Source organism: Burkholderiales bacterium (assembly GCA_036262035.1).
In the GTDB taxonomy this organism is placed as follows: domain Bacteria; phylum Pseudomonadota; class Gammaproteobacteria; order Burkholderiales; family SG8-41; genus JAQGMV01.
Genome location: DATAJS010000005.1, coordinates 124,713 through 139,750, shown reverse-complemented (window position 1 = coordinate 139,750; position 15,038 = coordinate 124,713). Strand labels below are relative to the sequence as shown.

The following is a 15,038-nucleotide window of genomic DNA, read 5'->3' as shown; positions in this document are numbered from 1 at the left end:
ATAAGCCGGGTGCTCCCTCATATCAGTACGTTGCAAGACGTCACATAAGGAACCTCGATGTCCCTTCCTGAAGAATCCGTAACCAACCCGTCGCAACTGCCGCTGCTTCCGCTGCGGGACGTGGTTGTGTTCCCCCACATGGTGATCCCGCTGTTCGTGGGTCGCCCGAAGTCGATCAAGGCCCTCGAGGCCGCGATGGAGTCCGGGAAGAGCATCGTGCTGGTCGCGCAGAAATCCGCCGCCAAGGACGATCCGGCGCCGGAGGACCTCTACGAGATCGGCAGCATCGCCAACATCCTGCAGATGCTGAAGCTTCCCGACGGCACGGTGAAAGTGCTCGTCGAAGGCAGCCAGCGCGCGCGCATCAAGGAAGTCGTCGACGTCAAAACGCACTTCGCCGTCGGTATCGAGCCGCTGCCCGCGGACAGCGACACCGACCACGAGACCGAAGCGATGCGCCGTACGATGATCCAGCAGTTCGATCAGTACGTGAAGCTCAACAAGAAGATCCCGCCCGAGATCCTGACCTCGCTGGCGGGCATCGACGAGGCCGGCCGTCTCGCCGACACGATCGCCGCGCACCTTCCGCTCAAGCTCGAGCAGAAGCAGGAGGTGCTCGAGATGTTCGACGTGAAGCAGCGCCTCGAACACCTCCTGAAGCTCGTCGAAGGCGAGCTCGACATCCTCCAGGTCGAGAAGCGCATCCGCGGGCGCGTGAAGCGCCAGATGGAGAAGAGCCAGCGCGAGTACTACCTCAACGAGCAGGTGAAGGCGATCCAGAAGGAGCTCGGCGAGCTCGAAGAAGGCGCCGACCTCGACGAGATCGAGAAGAAGATCAAGCTCGCGCGCATGCCGAAGGACGCGCGCAAGAAGGCGGAAGCGGAGCTGAAGAAGCTGCGGCTGATGTCGCCGATGTCGGCCGAAGCGACCGTCGTGCGCAACTACATCGACTCGATCGTCTCGCTGCCGTGGCGCAAGAAGAGCAAGGTCAACCCGGATCTGACGAATGCCGAGAAAGTGCTCGACGAGGACCACTACGGCCTCGAGAAGGTGAAAGAGCGCATCGTCGAGTACCTCGCCGTGCAGCAGCGCGTCGACAAGCTCAAGGCGCCGATCCTCTGCCTCGTCGGCGCCCCCGGCGTCGGAAAAACGTCGCTGGGCCAGTCGATCGCGCGCGCGACGAACCGCAAGTTCGTGCGCATGTCGCTCGGCGGCGTGCGTGACGAAGCCGAGATCCGCGGCCATCGCCGCACGTACATCGGCTCGATGCCCGGCAAGATCCTGCAGAACATGACCAAGGTCGGCGTGAGGAACCCGCTCTTCCTGCTCGACGAAGTCGACAAGATGGGCATGGATTTCCGCGGCGATCCCGCCAGTGCCTTGCTGGAAGTCCTCGACCCGGAGCAGAACCACACGTTCGTCGACCACTACGTCGAAGTGGAGTACGACCTCTCCGACGTGATGTTCGTCGCGACCGCGAACACGCTCAACATCCCGCCGGCGCTGCTCGACCGGATGGAAGTGATCCGCCTGTCGGGTTACACCGAGGACGAGAAGGTCAACATCTGCCAGCGGCACCTGCTGCCCAAGCTCATGAAGAACCACGGGCTCAAGCCGGAGGAGCTGACGGTATCGGAGAGCGCGATCCGCGACATGATCCGCTTCTACACGCGCGAAGCTGGCGTGCGATCGCTCGAGCGCGAGATCTCCAAGATCTGCCGCAAGGTGGTGAAAGAGCTGGTGCGCGCAGGCGAGACCAAGAAGATCACGGTCACCTCGCGCAACCTCGACAAGTACCTCGGCGTGCGCCGCTACACCTTCGGGATGGCGGAGAAGAACAACCAGGTCGGCCAGGTCAACGGCCTCGCCTGGACCGAGGTCGGCGGCGAGCTTCTGACGATCGAAGCCGCGACGATGCCGGGCAAAGGCAAGATGACGACGACGGGCAAGCTCGGCGACGTCATGAAGGAATCGGTGGAGGCCGCGCTTTCGGTGGTGCGTGCGCGCTCGCGGCGTCTCGGCATCCTCGACGACTTCTATCAGAAGAACGACATCCACATTCACCTGCCCGAGGGCGCGACGCCCAAGGACGGCCCGAGCGCGGGCATCGGCATCGTCACCGCGATGGTTTCCGCCCTCACCGGCATCCCGGTGCGCGCGGACTTCGCGATGACCGGCGAGATCACCCTGCGCGGCGAAGTGCTGATGATCGGAGGCCTGAAGGAGAAGCTCCTCGCGGCGCACCGCGGCGGGATCAAGAACGTGCTCATCCCCGAGGAGAACGTGAAGGACCTCGCGGAGATCCCCGACAACGTGAAGAATCGCCTCGAGATCCATCCGGTCAAGTGGATCGACCAGGTGCTCGAGCTCGCGCTAGAGCGCAAGCCCGAGCCGCTGCCCGAGCAGGCGGATGCCGCGGCGCTGCCCGCTTCATCCGAAACGCCGGCTCCGGCGCCCATGAAGCATTAAGCAGAGCTAGAAAAGCGCGGACCTGTGCGGTAGAATCCCGCTCCGGATTGCAGCAGAGGTCTCGCGCGCATCGGGGGTGCTTAGCTCAGTTGGTAGAGCGTCGCCCTTACAAGGCGAATGTCGGGAGTTCGAGCCTCTCAGCACCCACCACAGTGGAACCGATCAAAAGTAAAAACCTACTTTTGATCGCAAAGGCAAGTTAGCGCCAAAACCTTCGGGCGGCCGGGCGGTTTTGGCGAAGTAAAGGCAACGAAGAAACGGTGGCAGGTCAGCGGTTGGTTCTTCGTGGCAGTTGCAAGCTGAATCGTCTGGCTCCGCCAGCGATTCAGTTCTGAATAGAAGTTGCGGTCGAAAGTAGGCTTTCACTTTCGACCGGGTACATTCTGGAGTGGTAGTTCAGTTGGTTAGAATACCGGCCTGTCACGCCGGGGGTCGCGGGTTCGAGTCCCGTCCACTCCGCCAACGTTTTAGAAAAAGGCGAACCGCGGTTCGCCTTTTTTCGTATCTGTGAGTTCGTCCATGTTCGATTTCGTCCACCGCCACAAACGCATCCTCCAGGTCGTCCTCGCGATCATCTTCCTGCCGTTCGCGTTCTTCGGCGTGGATTCGTACTTCCACGACAGCGGCAGCGGACGCTCGGTCGTCAAGGTCGGCGATTACGAGATCCACGAGCAGGAGATCGCGAACGCGCTGCGCGAGCGGCAGGACCAGCTTCGCAACCTCTCCGGCGGCCGCATCGATCCCGCGCTGCTCGACAGCCCCGAGCTCAGGATGTCGGTGATCGACGCGCTGGTGCGCCAGCGCGTGCTGATCGACCACGCGCTGCGCGTCGGCATGACCGTGCCCGAAGACCAGCTTCGCGGCTACATCGCCCAGGTGCCGGCGTTCCAGGACGACGGCAAGTTCGTGATGGCCAAGTACGAGCAGTTCCTGAAGGCGCGCGGCGAGAACGTCACGAGCTTCCAGAACCGCGTCCAGCAGGAGCTGCTGCTCGGTCAGCTCGCCGAGTCGTATACCGCGACCAGCATCGTGCCGCGCACCGTCGCCGAGCGGCTGCTGCACATCACCGAGCAGAGCCGCGAGGTGAGCCGGGCGGTCGTGTCGCCGGACAAGTTCGTCTCCCAGGTGAAGCTCGAGGACGACGCCGCGAAGAAGTACTACGACTCGCACCAGGACGAGTTCCGCACGCCGGAGCAGGTCCGCATCGAGTACGTGACGCTGTCGATCGACGGGTTCGCGCCCGAGGTCAAGCTCGATCCGGCTAACGTCAAGAAGTTCTACGATGAGAACCAGCGTCAGTTCGGCGTGGGCGAGACGCGCCAGGCGAGCCACATCCTGATCGCCGCGGACAAGAGCGCCGGCGAGGACGCGAAGAAGAAGGCGCAGGCCGAAGCGGAACGGATCTACAACGAGCTCAAGAAGAACCCGGCCGCGTTCGGCGAGCTCGCCAAGAAATATTCGCAGGACCCGGGCTCTGCCGCGAAGGGCGGCGACCTCGGCACGTTCGGCCGCGGCACGATGGTGAAAGCGTTCGACGACGCGGTGTTCGGCATGAAGCCGGGCGAGATCTCGCAGCCGGTCGAGACCGAGTACGGCTATCACATCATCCGAGTGACTGCGGTGAACCCGGCGCAGATGAAGAGCTTCGACGAGGTCAGGCCCGCGATCGAGAAGGAGCTCAGGAAGCAGCAGGCGCTGCAGCTCTACGCCAAGGCCGCCGACGAGTTCAACAACAAGCTCTTCGAGCAGTCCGAGAGCCTGAAGGGAGCGGCCGACGTCGCGAAGGTCCAGCCCAAGACGAGCGGCTGGATCAGTCGCCAGGGCACGGACGACCCCGTCCTCAACAATCCGAAGCTCATCCAGGCGGTCTTCAGCGAGGACGTGCGCGTGAACAAGCGCAACACCGAGGCGATCGAGCTCGCGCCGGGGACGATCATCGGCGCGCGCGTGGCCGAGCACAAGCCGTCCGCCCTGCAGGCGTTCGCGGACGTGAAGGCGGCGATCGAGAAGAAGGTCGTGCAGACCCGCGCCAACCAGCTCGCCGCACAGGAAGGGCGCAAGCTCCTCGAGCAGTTGAAGAAGGGCGAGTCGGCCGATGTGTCGTGGGACGCGCCGCAGCTGGTCAGCCGCAAGGACACCAAGAGCCTGCCGGAGCCGGTCGTGCGCCAGGTGTTCAAGGCGGACACCCACAAGCTGCCGTCGTATACCGGCGTCGAGGCGCCCGGAGGCGGCTTCGTGCTCCTCAAGGTGACGCGCGTCGTCGATTCGGACAAGACCGACCGCGCGCAGGCGAAGTCGCTGAACGAAGGGCTCGCCCAGGTCCTGGGCGAAGAGCAGTTCAACGCCTACCTCGCGAGCCTCAAGGCCAAGGCGAAGGTGAAGATCGACAAGGAGCAGTTCGAGAAAAAGCAGTGATGAGTGTTTAGTGTTGAGTGTTTAGTGAAAGCGCGTTGCGCTCGAAACGACCACTTACAACTCAACACTCAACATTTAACACTCAACACTGGCGGAGCCGCCGTCAGGCGGTTCCGCCTACGACTGCGTTGAACCCGCCGTCGACGTAGGTGACTTCGGCGGTGATGCCGGCCGCCAGGTCGGAGAGCAGGAACGCCGCGGTATTCCCGACGTCGTCGATCGTCACGTTGCGCCGGAGCGGGGCGTGGTCTTCCACCGCTTTGAGGATCTTGCCGAAGCCGCTGATGCCGGCGGCCGCGAGCGTCTTGATCGGGCCCGCCGAGATGCCGTTCACGCGGATGCCTTTGGGCCCGAGATCCGCGGCGAGATAGCGCACCGTCGCTTCCAGGCTCGCTTTCGCCACGCCCATCACGTTGTAGTTCGGCACCGCACGGATCGCGCCGAGGTAGGACAGCGTCAGCAGCGCGCCTTTGCGGCCCTGCATGAGCGGCAGCGCCGCCTTGGCGAGCGCGGCGAAGCTGTAGGCGCTGACGTCCTGGGCGATGCGGAATGCGTCGCGCGTGAGCCCGTCGAGGAAGCCGCCTTTGAGCGCTTCGCGCGGGGCGAACGCGATGGAATGGACGACGCCGTCGATGCCGTCCCATTCGCCCTTCAGCGACTCGAACAACCGCTCGATCTGCCCGTCGTCGGAGACGTCGCAGGGCAGCACCGGCGTCGAGCCGAAATCCCCTGCAAGCTGCGTGACGCGGTCCTTCAGGTCGTCGTGCTGGTAGGTGAAGGCGAGGGTCGCGCCTTCGCGGTGGCACGCGGCCGCGATGCCGTACGCGATCGACCGATTCGAGAGCAGGCCGGTGACGAGTATTTTCTTGTCCTGCAGGAAACCCATGTAGCGTCCTTGTCGGTAGCGTGCGGGCCGATTATAGCGCCCGCGCTACGCGTAGCCGGCCTTGATCAGCCTGCGCGTGTATTCGGACTTCGCGCGGGTGAGCACGTCCTCGACCGCGCCGGTCTCGAGGACCTCGCTGTCCTTCATCACGATCACGCGGTGCGCCATCGCGCGCACCACGTCGATGTCGTGCGTGACCAGCACGTACGAAAGCCCGTACTTGCGCTGGAGCTCGCCGAGGAGCTCCAGCACCTGCTTCTGTATCGTCACGTCGAGCGCGCTCGTCGGCTCGTCGAGCACGACGATCTTCGGCCGCACGATGAGCGCGCGCGCGATCGCGATGCGCTGGCGCTGTCCGCCCGAGAACTCGTGCGGATAGCGGTCGAGGAGCGGCTCGGCGGCGCCGTCCTCGGTCAGGCCGACGTCGAGCAAGGCGGCGACGATGCGCGCCCGCCGCTGCTCCCTGCTCAGCTCCGGCTCGTGGATCTCGAGGCCTTCGCCGACGATGCCTTCGATCGTCTGACGCGGCGAGAGCGACGACAGCGGGTCCTGGAATACGACCTGGATCTCGCGCCGCAGCGCGCGGCGCTCGGCGCGGTCGCCGTTCCAGGTGCGCCCGTCGATGCGGATGTCGCCTTCGGCGCGGATCAGGTTCAGCAGGGCGAGCGCGAGCGTGGTCTTGCCCGATCCCGATTCGCCGATGACGCCCAGGGTCTCGCCCGGCGCGAGATCGAAATCGGCCTTCTTCACCGCGGTGAAATGACCGCTCTTGAACCAGCCCACGATGCCCGGTCGCTGCGTCGGGTAGTCGACGCGCAGATTGCGCGCTTCGACGACGCGGCCTTCACCGGGAGCGCCGACGGCGCGCTCGGGGCGGCTGTTGATGAGCTTGCGCGTATAAGGATGCTGCGGGTTCTCCATCACCTCGCGCGTCGCGCCCTGCTCGACGATGACGCCGCGCTCCATCACCGCCACGCGGTCGGCGAAGCGCTTCACGATGTTCAGATCGTGGGTGATGAGCAGCAGGCTCATGCCCGATTCCTGCCGCAGCCGATCGAGGAGCTCGAGAATCTGCAGGCGTATGGTCGCGTCGAGCGCGGTGGTCGGCTCGTCGGCGATCAGCAGCCTGGGATTGCAGGCGAGCGCCATCGCGATCATCGCGCGCTGGCGCTGGCCGCCCGAGAGCTGGTGGGGAAAGCTGCGCGCGCGCCGCTCCGCATCATCTATCCCGACACGCTGCATCGCCTCCACCGCGCCCCTGAACGCCTGCTCGCGCGTCACGCGTTCGTGGATCTCGAGCGACTCGGCGATCTGGTCGCCGATCCGCATCAGCGGATTGAGCGCGGTCATCGGCTCCTGGAACACCACCGCGATGTCGCGGCCGCGCAGCTGCCGGAGCTCGTCCTCGCTCATGGCGAGCACGCTGCGGCCCTCGTACAGGATCTCGCCGGAGAGCTTCGCGCTCTCGATCAGCCGCAGCAGCGACAGCGCGGTGACCGTCTTGCCAGAGCCCGATTCGCCCACGAGCGCTATACGCTCGCCGGCTTCGATGTCGAACGAGACGCGGTCGACGACGCGTCGCGAGCCGAAGCTCACCGAGAGCTCGCGGACCTCGACGCGCTTCATGCGTCGACGCCTTCCAGCACCTTGCGCGGATCGAGCGCATCGCGCAGCGCATCCCCGATCAGCACGAGGAGCAGCAGCATCACGAGCAGGACGCCGAACGTGGTGAACGAGATCCACCACGCGTAGAGGTTGTCCTTGGCCTGGAGCAGGAGCTCGCCGAGGCTCGGGGTGCCCGGCGGCACGCCCAGGCCCAGGAAGTCGAGGCTCGTCAGCGCGCCGATCGCGGCGGCGAGCTCGAACGGGATCAGGGTGACGACCGGCGTGAGGCTGTTCGGCAGGATGTGCCGGCGCATGATCGCGCGATTGCTCTGCCCGAGCGCTCGCGCCGCGCGCACGTAATCGAGCGTGCGGTTCTTCAGGAACTCGGCGCGCACGTACGCCGCGATGCCGAGCCAGCCGAAGAGCGACAGGAGCAGCACGAGCAGCCAGAAGCTCGGCGCGAACATCGAGGACAGGATGATGAGCATGTAGAGCTGCGGCATCGAGCCCCAGATCTCGTTGAAGCGCTCCATGCCGATGTCGGTCCAGCCCGCGAAGTAACCCTGGATCGCGCCGTAAAGCACGCCGAAAATAGTGCACAGCCCGGCGACGAGCAGCGCGAACACGATCGACACGCGAAAGCCGTAGATGAGGCGCGCGAGGATGTCGCGCCCGCGGTCGTCGGTGCCTAGCACGTTGTCGGCGTTCGGTGCGGCCGGGTAAGGATCCTTTGCGAAGTAGTTGATCGTCTGGTGGTGATACGGGTTCGGCGGGAACACCGCGAAGTTGTCGCCTTTCCTCAGGTTCTCGCGGATGAACGGATCGAGGAAATCGGTGGGCGTCGGGAAGTCCCCGCCGAAGGTCGTCTCCGGCAGCGTCTGGAAGAGCGGGAAATACCACTCGCCGTTGTAGCGCACCACCAGCGGCTGGTCGTTCGACAGCACCTCGGCGAACAGGCTCACTGCGAACAGCACGCCGAAGATGACGAGGCTGATGAAGCCCAGGCGGTTCGCGCGGAACCGCCGCCACGCGCGCCCGCCGGGGCTGCGCAGCCGGCGCGGCCCCGCGGGCGCCGACGGCATGACGCCCGTCGCAGGCGCCGGAACGACGACGTCAGCCGAAGTATTTGACACGCGGGTCCACCCACAGATACGACAGGTCGCGTAAGAGCGTCGCGACGAGCCCTATGATGGTGAAGAAGAAGAGGCTGCCCATGACCACCGGATAGTCGCGGCGGATCACCGACTCGTACGAGAGCAGGCCCAGCCCGTCGAGGGAGAACAGCGTCTCGATCAGGATCGAGCCGGTGAAGAACGCGCCGACGAACGCGGCGGGGAAACCGGTCAGGATGGGGATCATCGCGTTGCGAAAGACGTGCTTCCACAGCACTTTCTTCTCGTCCACGCCTTTGGCGCGCGCGGTGAGCACGTACTGTTTGCGGATCTCTTCGAGCACCGAGTTCTTGGTGAGGATGGTGATGACCGCGAAGCCGCCGAGCACCATGGCCGTGACCGGCAGGGTGATGTGCCAGAGGTAATCGACGATCTTGTGCCACAGATCCATGTCGGGCCAGCTGAACGAGGTCAGGCCACGCAGCGGGAACCACTGTACGAAGGTCCCCCCGGCGAACAGCACGAGCAGCACGACCCCCATCACGAACGCCGGGATGGAATAGCCGAGGAGCACGATGAACGTCGTCGCGGTGTCGAACTTGGTGCCGGCCCGCACCGCCTTGGCGATGCCGAGCGGGATCGAGATGAGATAGACGAGGAGGAACGTCCACATCCCCAGGCTGATCGACACCGGCAGCTTCTCCAGGATGAGCTGCCACACGTCCTTGTTGTGGAAGAAGCTCTTGCCCAGGTCGAACCGGGCGTAGCGCGAGAGCATGAGCAGGAAGCGCTCGTGCGCCGGCTTGTCGAAGCCGTAGAGCTTCCTGATCTCTTCGACGCGTTTGGCGTCCACGCCCTGGCGGCCGCGATAGCCGCCGGTGCTCGCCGGCCCTTCACCGCCGCCCTCCCGGCCCTTGAGCTGCGCCACCATCTGCTCCACGGGGCCGCCGGGCACGAACTGCGTGATGGTGAACGTGATGAGCAGGATGCCGAGGAGCGTCGGCACCATGAGCAGGACTCGTTTAAGTATGTATGACCACATCGCCTATTGCTTCCGCCACCAGGTGGAAACGACCCAGTCTTCCGCGCGGTAGTACGACGGCGCGACCGCGGGGCGCTCGAACTTCCCGCTCTTGTACGCGATGCGATAGGCGCGGCTGTAGTACTGCGGCACGACGTAGAAGCCGAACCGTAGTACACGGTCCAGGGTGCGCAGGCGCGCCACGAGCTCCGGGCGCGTCGTCGCGGTCGCGACGAGCTCGACCAGCGCGTCGACCGCCGGATCGCGTATGCCCATCCAGTTGCTCGATCCCTCGGTGTCCGCCGACTTCGAGCTGAACTGATCGATGAGATCGGTGCCCGGCGCTTCGCGTCCCGGGATGCGCACGATGAACAGATCGTAGTCGAAGACGTCGAGGCGCTTCTGAATGAGCGCGAAATCGGCCCTGCGGATGGTGCCCTGGATGCCGAGCTTGGCGAGCTGCTGGAAATAGGGCGTGACGATGACTTCGCCGCGCGCGCCGTCGGACAGATACTCGATCGTGAACGGCTCGCCTTTCGCGTTACGCAATGCGCCGTCGCGGTAGGTCCAGCCCGCCTGCGCCAATAATTCGCGCGCCTTGCGCAGATTGCCGCGCAGGCTGTCGGGCGGCTTGGTCGTCGGCGGCATCGGTACCGGCTGGGTGAAGATCTTCTCGGGAATGAGCTTCCGAAGCGGCTCCATTACCGCGAGCTCGTCGGGTCCCGGCAGGCCTTTCGCCTCGAAATCGCTGTCGTTGAAGAATCCGCGAACGCGCGTGTGCGCATCGTAGTTGATCATGTGGTTGATCCACTCGAAGTCGAACGCGAGCCCGATCGCCTCGCGCACCCGCACGTCCTTGAACTTCTCGCGCCGAGTGTTGATCAGGAACCCCTGGAAGTCGCCGGCGTTCTTCGGCTTGAGCGACTCCTTGATGATCTCGCCCGAGGTGAATTTCTTGCCGACGTAAGACCGCACCCAGTCCTTGGCCGAGAACACCTGGATGTAATCGAACTCGCCGGCCTTGAAGCCTTCGGTCTGCGCCGTGTTGTCCTTGTAGATCTTCTGCGTGATGCGGTCGAAGTTGTACGTTCCGCGGCGCACGTTCAGGTCGCGTCCCCAGTAGTTCGGATCGCGGTTGTAGCTGATGTCGCGCCCGAAGTTCACGCGCCCGATGCGATACGGGCCGCTCCCGATGGGAATGTCGGTGATGACCTGGTCGAACGGCTTGCCCGCGCCCCAGTCGCGGCTGAAGACCGGTATCCCGCCGACGAGCAGCGGCAGCTCCGCGCTCGCTTTCCTGAAATCGAAGCGCACGGTCAGGGGACCGGTCACGGTGCAGCCGGCGACGTCCCCGAACACCACGCGATACTGGGGGTGAGCCTGCTTGCTCATCAGGGTGTCGAAGCTGTGCTTCACGTCCGCCGCGAGCACCGGTTTGCCGTTGTGGAAGCGGGCCGCCGGGTTGAGCCGGAACGTCACCGACATCTTGTCGGGCGGAACCTGCACATCCTCGGCGAGCAGGCCGTAGGCGGTCGTCGGCTCGTCGAAGTTACCGGTCAGCAGCGTTTCGAAGACGAGATCGCCGAGGCCCGGCGCAGCAGTCCCCTTCAGAGTGAACGGGTTGTACTTGTCGAAGTTGGTAATGCGCAGCGGCGGCACCAGGTCGATGGCTCCGCCCTTGGGCGCCTTCGGGTTCACGTAATCGAAGTGATCGAAGCCCGGCGGATATTTCACGTCGCCGAACTGGGCATAGGCGTGTGCCGCCCATGCGTCGCCGGTCGCGGCCAGCGCGAGCGCCGCGGCGGCGGCGCGCAATGTCCTTGCGGTGCTGCCGAACGTCATGCGCGGGTCGATGCGGCGACGCCTGCCGGGACGCGCGGCTGTGACGCGAGCAGCTTCTGCGTGTACGGGTGCCTCGGAGCGCGGTAGATCTCGTCCGAGCCCGCGATCTCGACGATCTCGCCTTCGCTCATCACCATGACCTCGTCCGCCATGTAACGGACGACCGCGAGGTCGTGGGAGATGAAGATGTAGCTCATGGCGTACTCGTCCTGTAGGTCCTGCAGCAGATTCAGCAGCTGTGCCTGCACCGAGACGTCGAGCGCCGATACCGACTCGTCGCAGATGAGGACGTCGGGCCTCATCGTGAGGCAGCGCGCGATGGCGATGCGCTGGCGCTGCCCGCCCGAGAACTCGTGAGGATACTTGAAGAAGGCGCTCCGAGGCAGGCCGACCTTGCCGAGCAACTCGTACGCCAGGTTCCGCCGATCGCGCGCGCCCGCGCCGATGCCGTGGATCTTCATGGGCTCGGTGAGGATCTCGCCCGCGGTGAAGCGCGGATTGAGCGACGCGTAAGGGTTCTGGAAAACGATCTGGATCTTGCGCTTCATCTCCAGCGTGCGCTCGCGCGCAAGCGTCACGAGATCGCGCCCTTCGAACAGCACTTCGCCCGCGGTCGGCTCGGTGAGGCGCATCAGCATCATCGCGAGCGTCGTCTTGCCCGAGCCCGATTCGCCGACGATCCCGAGCGTCCTTCCGCGCTTCAGGGTGAACGAGGCGTCCCTGACCACGTGCGATTCGGCCTTGCGCGTGAGGCCCACCCGCCGGTAATAGCTCTTCGCGAGGTTGCGCGCTTCGAGCACGACGGCATCACGGTCCGTAATGCCGCGGGTCCGCTCGACTTCGGTGCGCGCGTTCGCCGCGGCGCTCCCGTCGAGAAAATCGTCGATGACCGGCAGCCGCGCGGGCCTCGAATCGGCCGGCGGCCGGCACGCGAGCAGCGCCGCGGTGTACGCGTCTTTCGGCGCGCTGAAGACGTCCGCGACTGCGCCTTCCTCGCGCACCACGCCGTCGCGCATCACGACCACCCGATCCGCGATCTCCGCGACGAGCGCGAGGTCGTGGGTGATGAAGAGCACCGACATGCCGCGGCGTTGCTGGAGGCTGGCGATGAGCTCGACGATCTGCTTCTGCACCGTCACGTCGAGCGCCGTGGTCGGCTCGTCCGCGATGAGGAGCTTGGGCTCGCACGCGATCGCCATCGCGATCATCACGCGCTGCTGCTGCCCTCCGGAGAGCTGGAACGGATAGGCGTCGATGCGCGCGTGCGGCTCCGGTATGCCGACTTCGTCCAGGAGCTCGATGGCGCGCTTCCTCGCCGACCGCCGGCCGAGCTTCAGGTGCTTGCGCAGGACTTCGACGAGCTGGAATCCGACCGTGAAGACCGGGTTCAGCGAGCTCATCGGCTCCTGGAAGATCATGCCGACGTCACGGCCGCGGATCGCCTGCCGCTCGGCTGCGCCCAGGGCGAGCAGCCCGCGCCCGTCGAACTCGATGCGGCTCGCCGGATCGACGCGCGCGTTCGGCGGCAGCAACCCCATCACCGCGAGTGCGCTGACCGACTTGCCGCTGCCCGATTCGCCGACGAGCGCGACGGTGCCGCCGCGAGGGACGTCGAACGAGACGCCGCGCACCGCCGCGACCGCACCGCCGTCGTCGGTGCTGAAGGCGACGCCGAGAGCGTGGACGGCGAGCAGCGGAGCGCTCATGTCAGCCTCGGATCGAGCGCATCGCGCAGCGCGTCGGTGAACAGGCTGAACGTCGTGACCAGCGCCGCCATGGCCGCCGTGGCCGCGGCGAGCTGCCACCATTTGCCGATGAGCAATTCGTTCTGCGCTTCGCTGAGCATGCTGCCCCACGACACCGTGTCCACCCCGACGCCGAAACCGAGGAAGGAGAGGATCACCTCGGACTTGATGAACAGCACGACGTGCAGCGAGAGCTGCACCAGCACGACGTGGCCCACGTTGGGCAGGATGTGCACGAACATGCGGCGCGCGCGCGAGGCGCCGATGGCGTCGGCGGCGACGACGTACTCGCGCACCTTGTGCTTGAGGTATTCGGCGCGGACCAGCCTGAAGATGCCGGTCCAGCCGGTGAGCCCGAGGATGAGCACCACCGTCGCGGTGCCTTTCTGGCCGAGCACCGCGGCGATGGCGAGGATGAGGAGCAGGTAGGGAATCGAGGTGAGCACGCTGTACAGCCAGTTGAAGATCGCGTCGGTGCGCCCGCCCATGAAGCCCGCCGCCGCGCCGAACAGCGTGCCGAGCAGTGTCGCGACCAGCGCCGACGCGAGACCGACGAGGAGCGAGGTCTGCGTGCCCTTGATCGTCTTGGCGAGCACGTCGCGGCCCCACTTGTCCGCGCCGAAAGGCAGCGTCGCCGCGCGTTGTGCGCCCGCGCCGGTTCCGGTGAGCGACTTTGCGATCTCCGCGAGGTCCTCGGCGAGCGGGTCCGGAATCGCGATCGCTTCGGGCGAGGATCGGTCGATCGCCGTCTGCGCGGCGGTGACTGCGTCCGGCGCGGCGGCGCCGCGGCCGAGAAACGAAGGCGGCGCGTAGCTCACCCCGACCTCGTCCTGCCAGTCCTCGGCGACGACGCCCAGCGCCGCGGCGACGCTGACGAGCACGAAGAGCAGCACGACCACGAGCGAGATCGAGCCGACGCGGTCGCGGCGCAGACGGCGCGTGGCTAGCTGCCACAACCCCGGCGAAGTCGGGTCGGCGGCGGGCAGGGCGGCGGTGTCTGCGGTCATTTGAGCTGCACCCGCGGATCGACCGCTTTGTAGAGGAGGTCCGCCAGGAGGTTGATGACCATCGTCGCGATCGCGATGTACACCGTCACCGCCTTGATGACCGGAAAATCGCTGCGCTCCACCGCGAGGATCACCTCGCGGCCGATACCGGGGATGGAGAAGAAACGCTCGATGAGGAATGCGCCCGCGAGCAGGCCGGGAAGCTGGATCAGCACGTGAGTCACGATGGGGATCGCGGCGTTGCGCAGCACGTGTACGCTCATCACGCGCGGCTCGCTCATGCCCTTGGCGCGCGCGGTGCGCACGTAATCCTGGTTGATCTCCTCGAGGAAGAAGCTGCGGTAGAGGCGGATGTCCGGCGCGAGCGAGACGATGACGCCGACGATGACCGGGAGCGCGCTGTAGAGGAGCAGGTTGTCCCGGAAGTCGCGGCTCCAGCCCTGCACCGGGAACCAGCCGAGCTGATAGCCGAGCACGTACTGGAGCACGATGATGTACACCAGGATGCTGATCGACTGGCCGACGGTGCACGCGATCATGATCGCGCGGTCGGTGACGCTGCCGCGCACGTAGGCGACGATCATCGCCGCGGCCATCGCGAGCAGCGTGCCGATCAGCAGCATCGGCACGAGCACCATGAGCGACGGGCCGATGCGCGTGGCGAAAATGCTCGACACGTTCTCGTTGGTCGCCCAGCTCGCGCCGAAATCGCCCGTCGCGATCTGCTGCACGAAGATCCAGAGCTGCACGTAATACGGCCGGTCGACGCCGAGCTGGCGGCGGATGTTCTCGATGTGCTCGGGGTTGGAGATCTTGCCGGCGAGGATGTAGGCGGGATCGCCGCCGACCCAGTTGAACAGGATGAAGACGAGCAGCACCACGCCGAGGAGCGTGGGAACGAACTGCCAGACGCGGCGCAGGATGTAGGCGAGCAAC

At 65.6% G+C, this 15,038-nt stretch carries 10 protein-coding genes and 2 tRNA genes; 4 read left to right on the top strand and 8 right to left on the bottom strand.

The features are described 5' to 3' along the window. Nucleotides 1-57: 57 nt before the first annotated feature. The 4 genes from lon (at nucleotide 58) to VHP37_03585 (ending at nucleotide 4,884) form a co-directional block, all read left to right on the top strand. Nucleotides 58-2,469: an endopeptidase La gene (lon, locus tag VHP37_03600; protein HEX2825405.1), complete on the top strand. Its 2,412-nt coding sequence runs from the start codon at nucleotides 58-60 to the stop codon at nucleotides 2,467-2,469. Nucleotides 2,470-2,543: 74 nt separating this feature from the next. Continuing rightward, nucleotides 2,544-2,619: transfer RNA gene (locus VHP37_03595), tRNA-Val, on the top strand. 235 nt (nucleotides 2,620-2,854) lie between these two features. After that, nucleotides 2,855-2,931 (top strand) — tRNA-Asp (locus VHP37_03590). Between the two features lie 57 nt (nucleotides 2,932-2,988). Then, entirely contained in the window at nucleotides 2,989-4,884 is a 1,896-nt protein-coding gene (locus VHP37_03585) for a SurA N-terminal domain-containing protein (protein ID HEX2825404.1), read from the top strand. A 103-nt stretch (nucleotides 4,885-4,987) separates the two neighbouring features. Here the strand turns inward: VHP37_03585 and fabI are convergent, their stop codons facing one another. Genes fabI through VHP37_03545 form a run of 8 tightly spaced genes read right to left on the bottom strand, consistent with a single transcriptional unit; the run spans nucleotide 4,988 to nucleotide 15,037 of the window. Continuing rightward, nucleotides 4,988-5,770, bottom strand: coding sequence for an enoyl-ACP reductase FabI (gene fabI / locus VHP37_03580; GenBank protein ID HEX2825403.1), 783 nt, complete (start codon nucleotides 5,768-5,770; stop codon nucleotides 4,988-4,990). A 45-nt stretch (nucleotides 5,771-5,815) separates the two neighbouring features. Further along, nucleotides 5,816-7,396, bottom strand: a complete 1,581-nt coding sequence (locus VHP37_03575; protein ID HEX2825402.1) for a dipeptide ABC transporter ATP-binding protein — start codon at nucleotides 7,394-7,396, stop codon at nucleotides 5,816-5,818. Further along, the gene (locus VHP37_03570; protein HEX2825401.1) at nucleotides 7,393-8,457 is read right to left on the bottom strand and encodes an ABC transporter permease; all 1,065 of its coding nucleotides are present in this window, start codon (nucleotides 8,455-8,457) and stop codon (nucleotides 7,393-7,395) included. The genes VHP37_03575 and VHP37_03570 overlap by 4 nt, the downstream gene beginning before the upstream one ends. A gap of 31 nt (nucleotides 8,458-8,488) precedes the next feature. Beyond that, on the bottom strand, nucleotides 8,489-9,529 hold the full coding sequence (locus VHP37_03565; protein ID HEX2825400.1) for an ABC transporter permease subunit: 1,041 nt from the start codon (nucleotides 9,527-9,529) through the stop codon (nucleotides 8,489-8,491). A gap of 3 nt (nucleotides 9,530-9,532) precedes the next feature. Next, entirely contained in the window at nucleotides 9,533-11,350 is a 1,818-nt protein-coding gene (locus VHP37_03560; GenBank protein ID HEX2825399.1) for an extracellular solute-binding protein, read from the bottom strand. Beyond that, nucleotides 11,347-13,056: an ABC transporter ATP-binding protein gene (locus VHP37_03555; GenBank protein ID HEX2825398.1), complete on the bottom strand. Its 1,710-nt coding sequence runs from the start codon at nucleotides 13,054-13,056 to the stop codon at nucleotides 11,347-11,349. The genes VHP37_03560 and VHP37_03555 overlap by 4 nt, the downstream gene beginning before the upstream one ends. Beyond that, the gene (locus VHP37_03550) at nucleotides 13,053-14,102 is read right to left on the bottom strand and encodes an ABC transporter permease (protein ID HEX2825397.1); all 1,050 of its coding nucleotides are present in this window, start codon (nucleotides 14,100-14,102) and stop codon (nucleotides 13,053-13,055) included. Before VHP37_03550 ends, VHP37_03555 begins: the two co-directional genes overlap by 4 nt. Next, entirely contained in the window at nucleotides 14,099-15,037 is a 939-nt protein-coding gene (locus VHP37_03545) for an ABC transporter permease (protein HEX2825396.1), read from the bottom strand. Before VHP37_03545 ends, VHP37_03550 begins: the two co-directional genes overlap by 4 nt. Between the last annotated feature and the right edge of the window lies 1 nt (nucleotide 15,038).

Bases quoted from the DNA above. Each gene is read 5' to 3' on its own strand.
- VHP37_03550 (HEX2825397.1), bottom strand. From the start codon at position 14,102: ATGACCGCAGACACCGCCGCCCTGCCCGCCGCCGACCCGACTTCGCCG.
- VHP37_03575 (HEX2825402.1), bottom strand. From the start codon at position 7,396: ATGAAGCGCGTCGAGGTCCGCGAGCTCTCGGTGAGCTTCGGCTCGCGA.
- lon (HEX2825405.1), top strand. From the start codon at position 58: ATGTCCCTTCCTGAAGAATCCGTAACCAACCCGTCGCAACTGCCGCTG.
- VHP37_03555 (HEX2825398.1), bottom strand. From the start codon at position 13,056: ATGAGCGCTCCGCTGCTCGCCGTCCACGCTCTCGGCGTCGCCTTCAGC.
- fabI (HEX2825403.1), bottom strand. From the start codon at position 5,770: ATGGGTTTCCTGCAGGACAAGAAAATACTCGTCACCGGCCTGCTCTCG.
- VHP37_03560 (HEX2825399.1), bottom strand. From the start codon at position 11,350: ATGACGTTCGGCAGCACCGCAAGGACATTGCGCGCCGCCGCCGCGGCG.
- VHP37_03585 (HEX2825404.1), top strand. From the start codon at position 2,989: ATGTTCGATTTCGTCCACCGCCACAAACGCATCCTCCAGGTCGTCCTC.
- VHP37_03570 (HEX2825401.1), bottom strand. From the start codon at position 8,457: ATGCCGTCGGCGCCCGCGGGGCCGCGCCGGCTGCGCAGCCCCGGCGGG.
- VHP37_03565 (HEX2825400.1), bottom strand. From the start codon at position 9,529: ATGTGGTCATACATACTTAAACGAGTCCTGCTCATGGTGCCGACGCTC.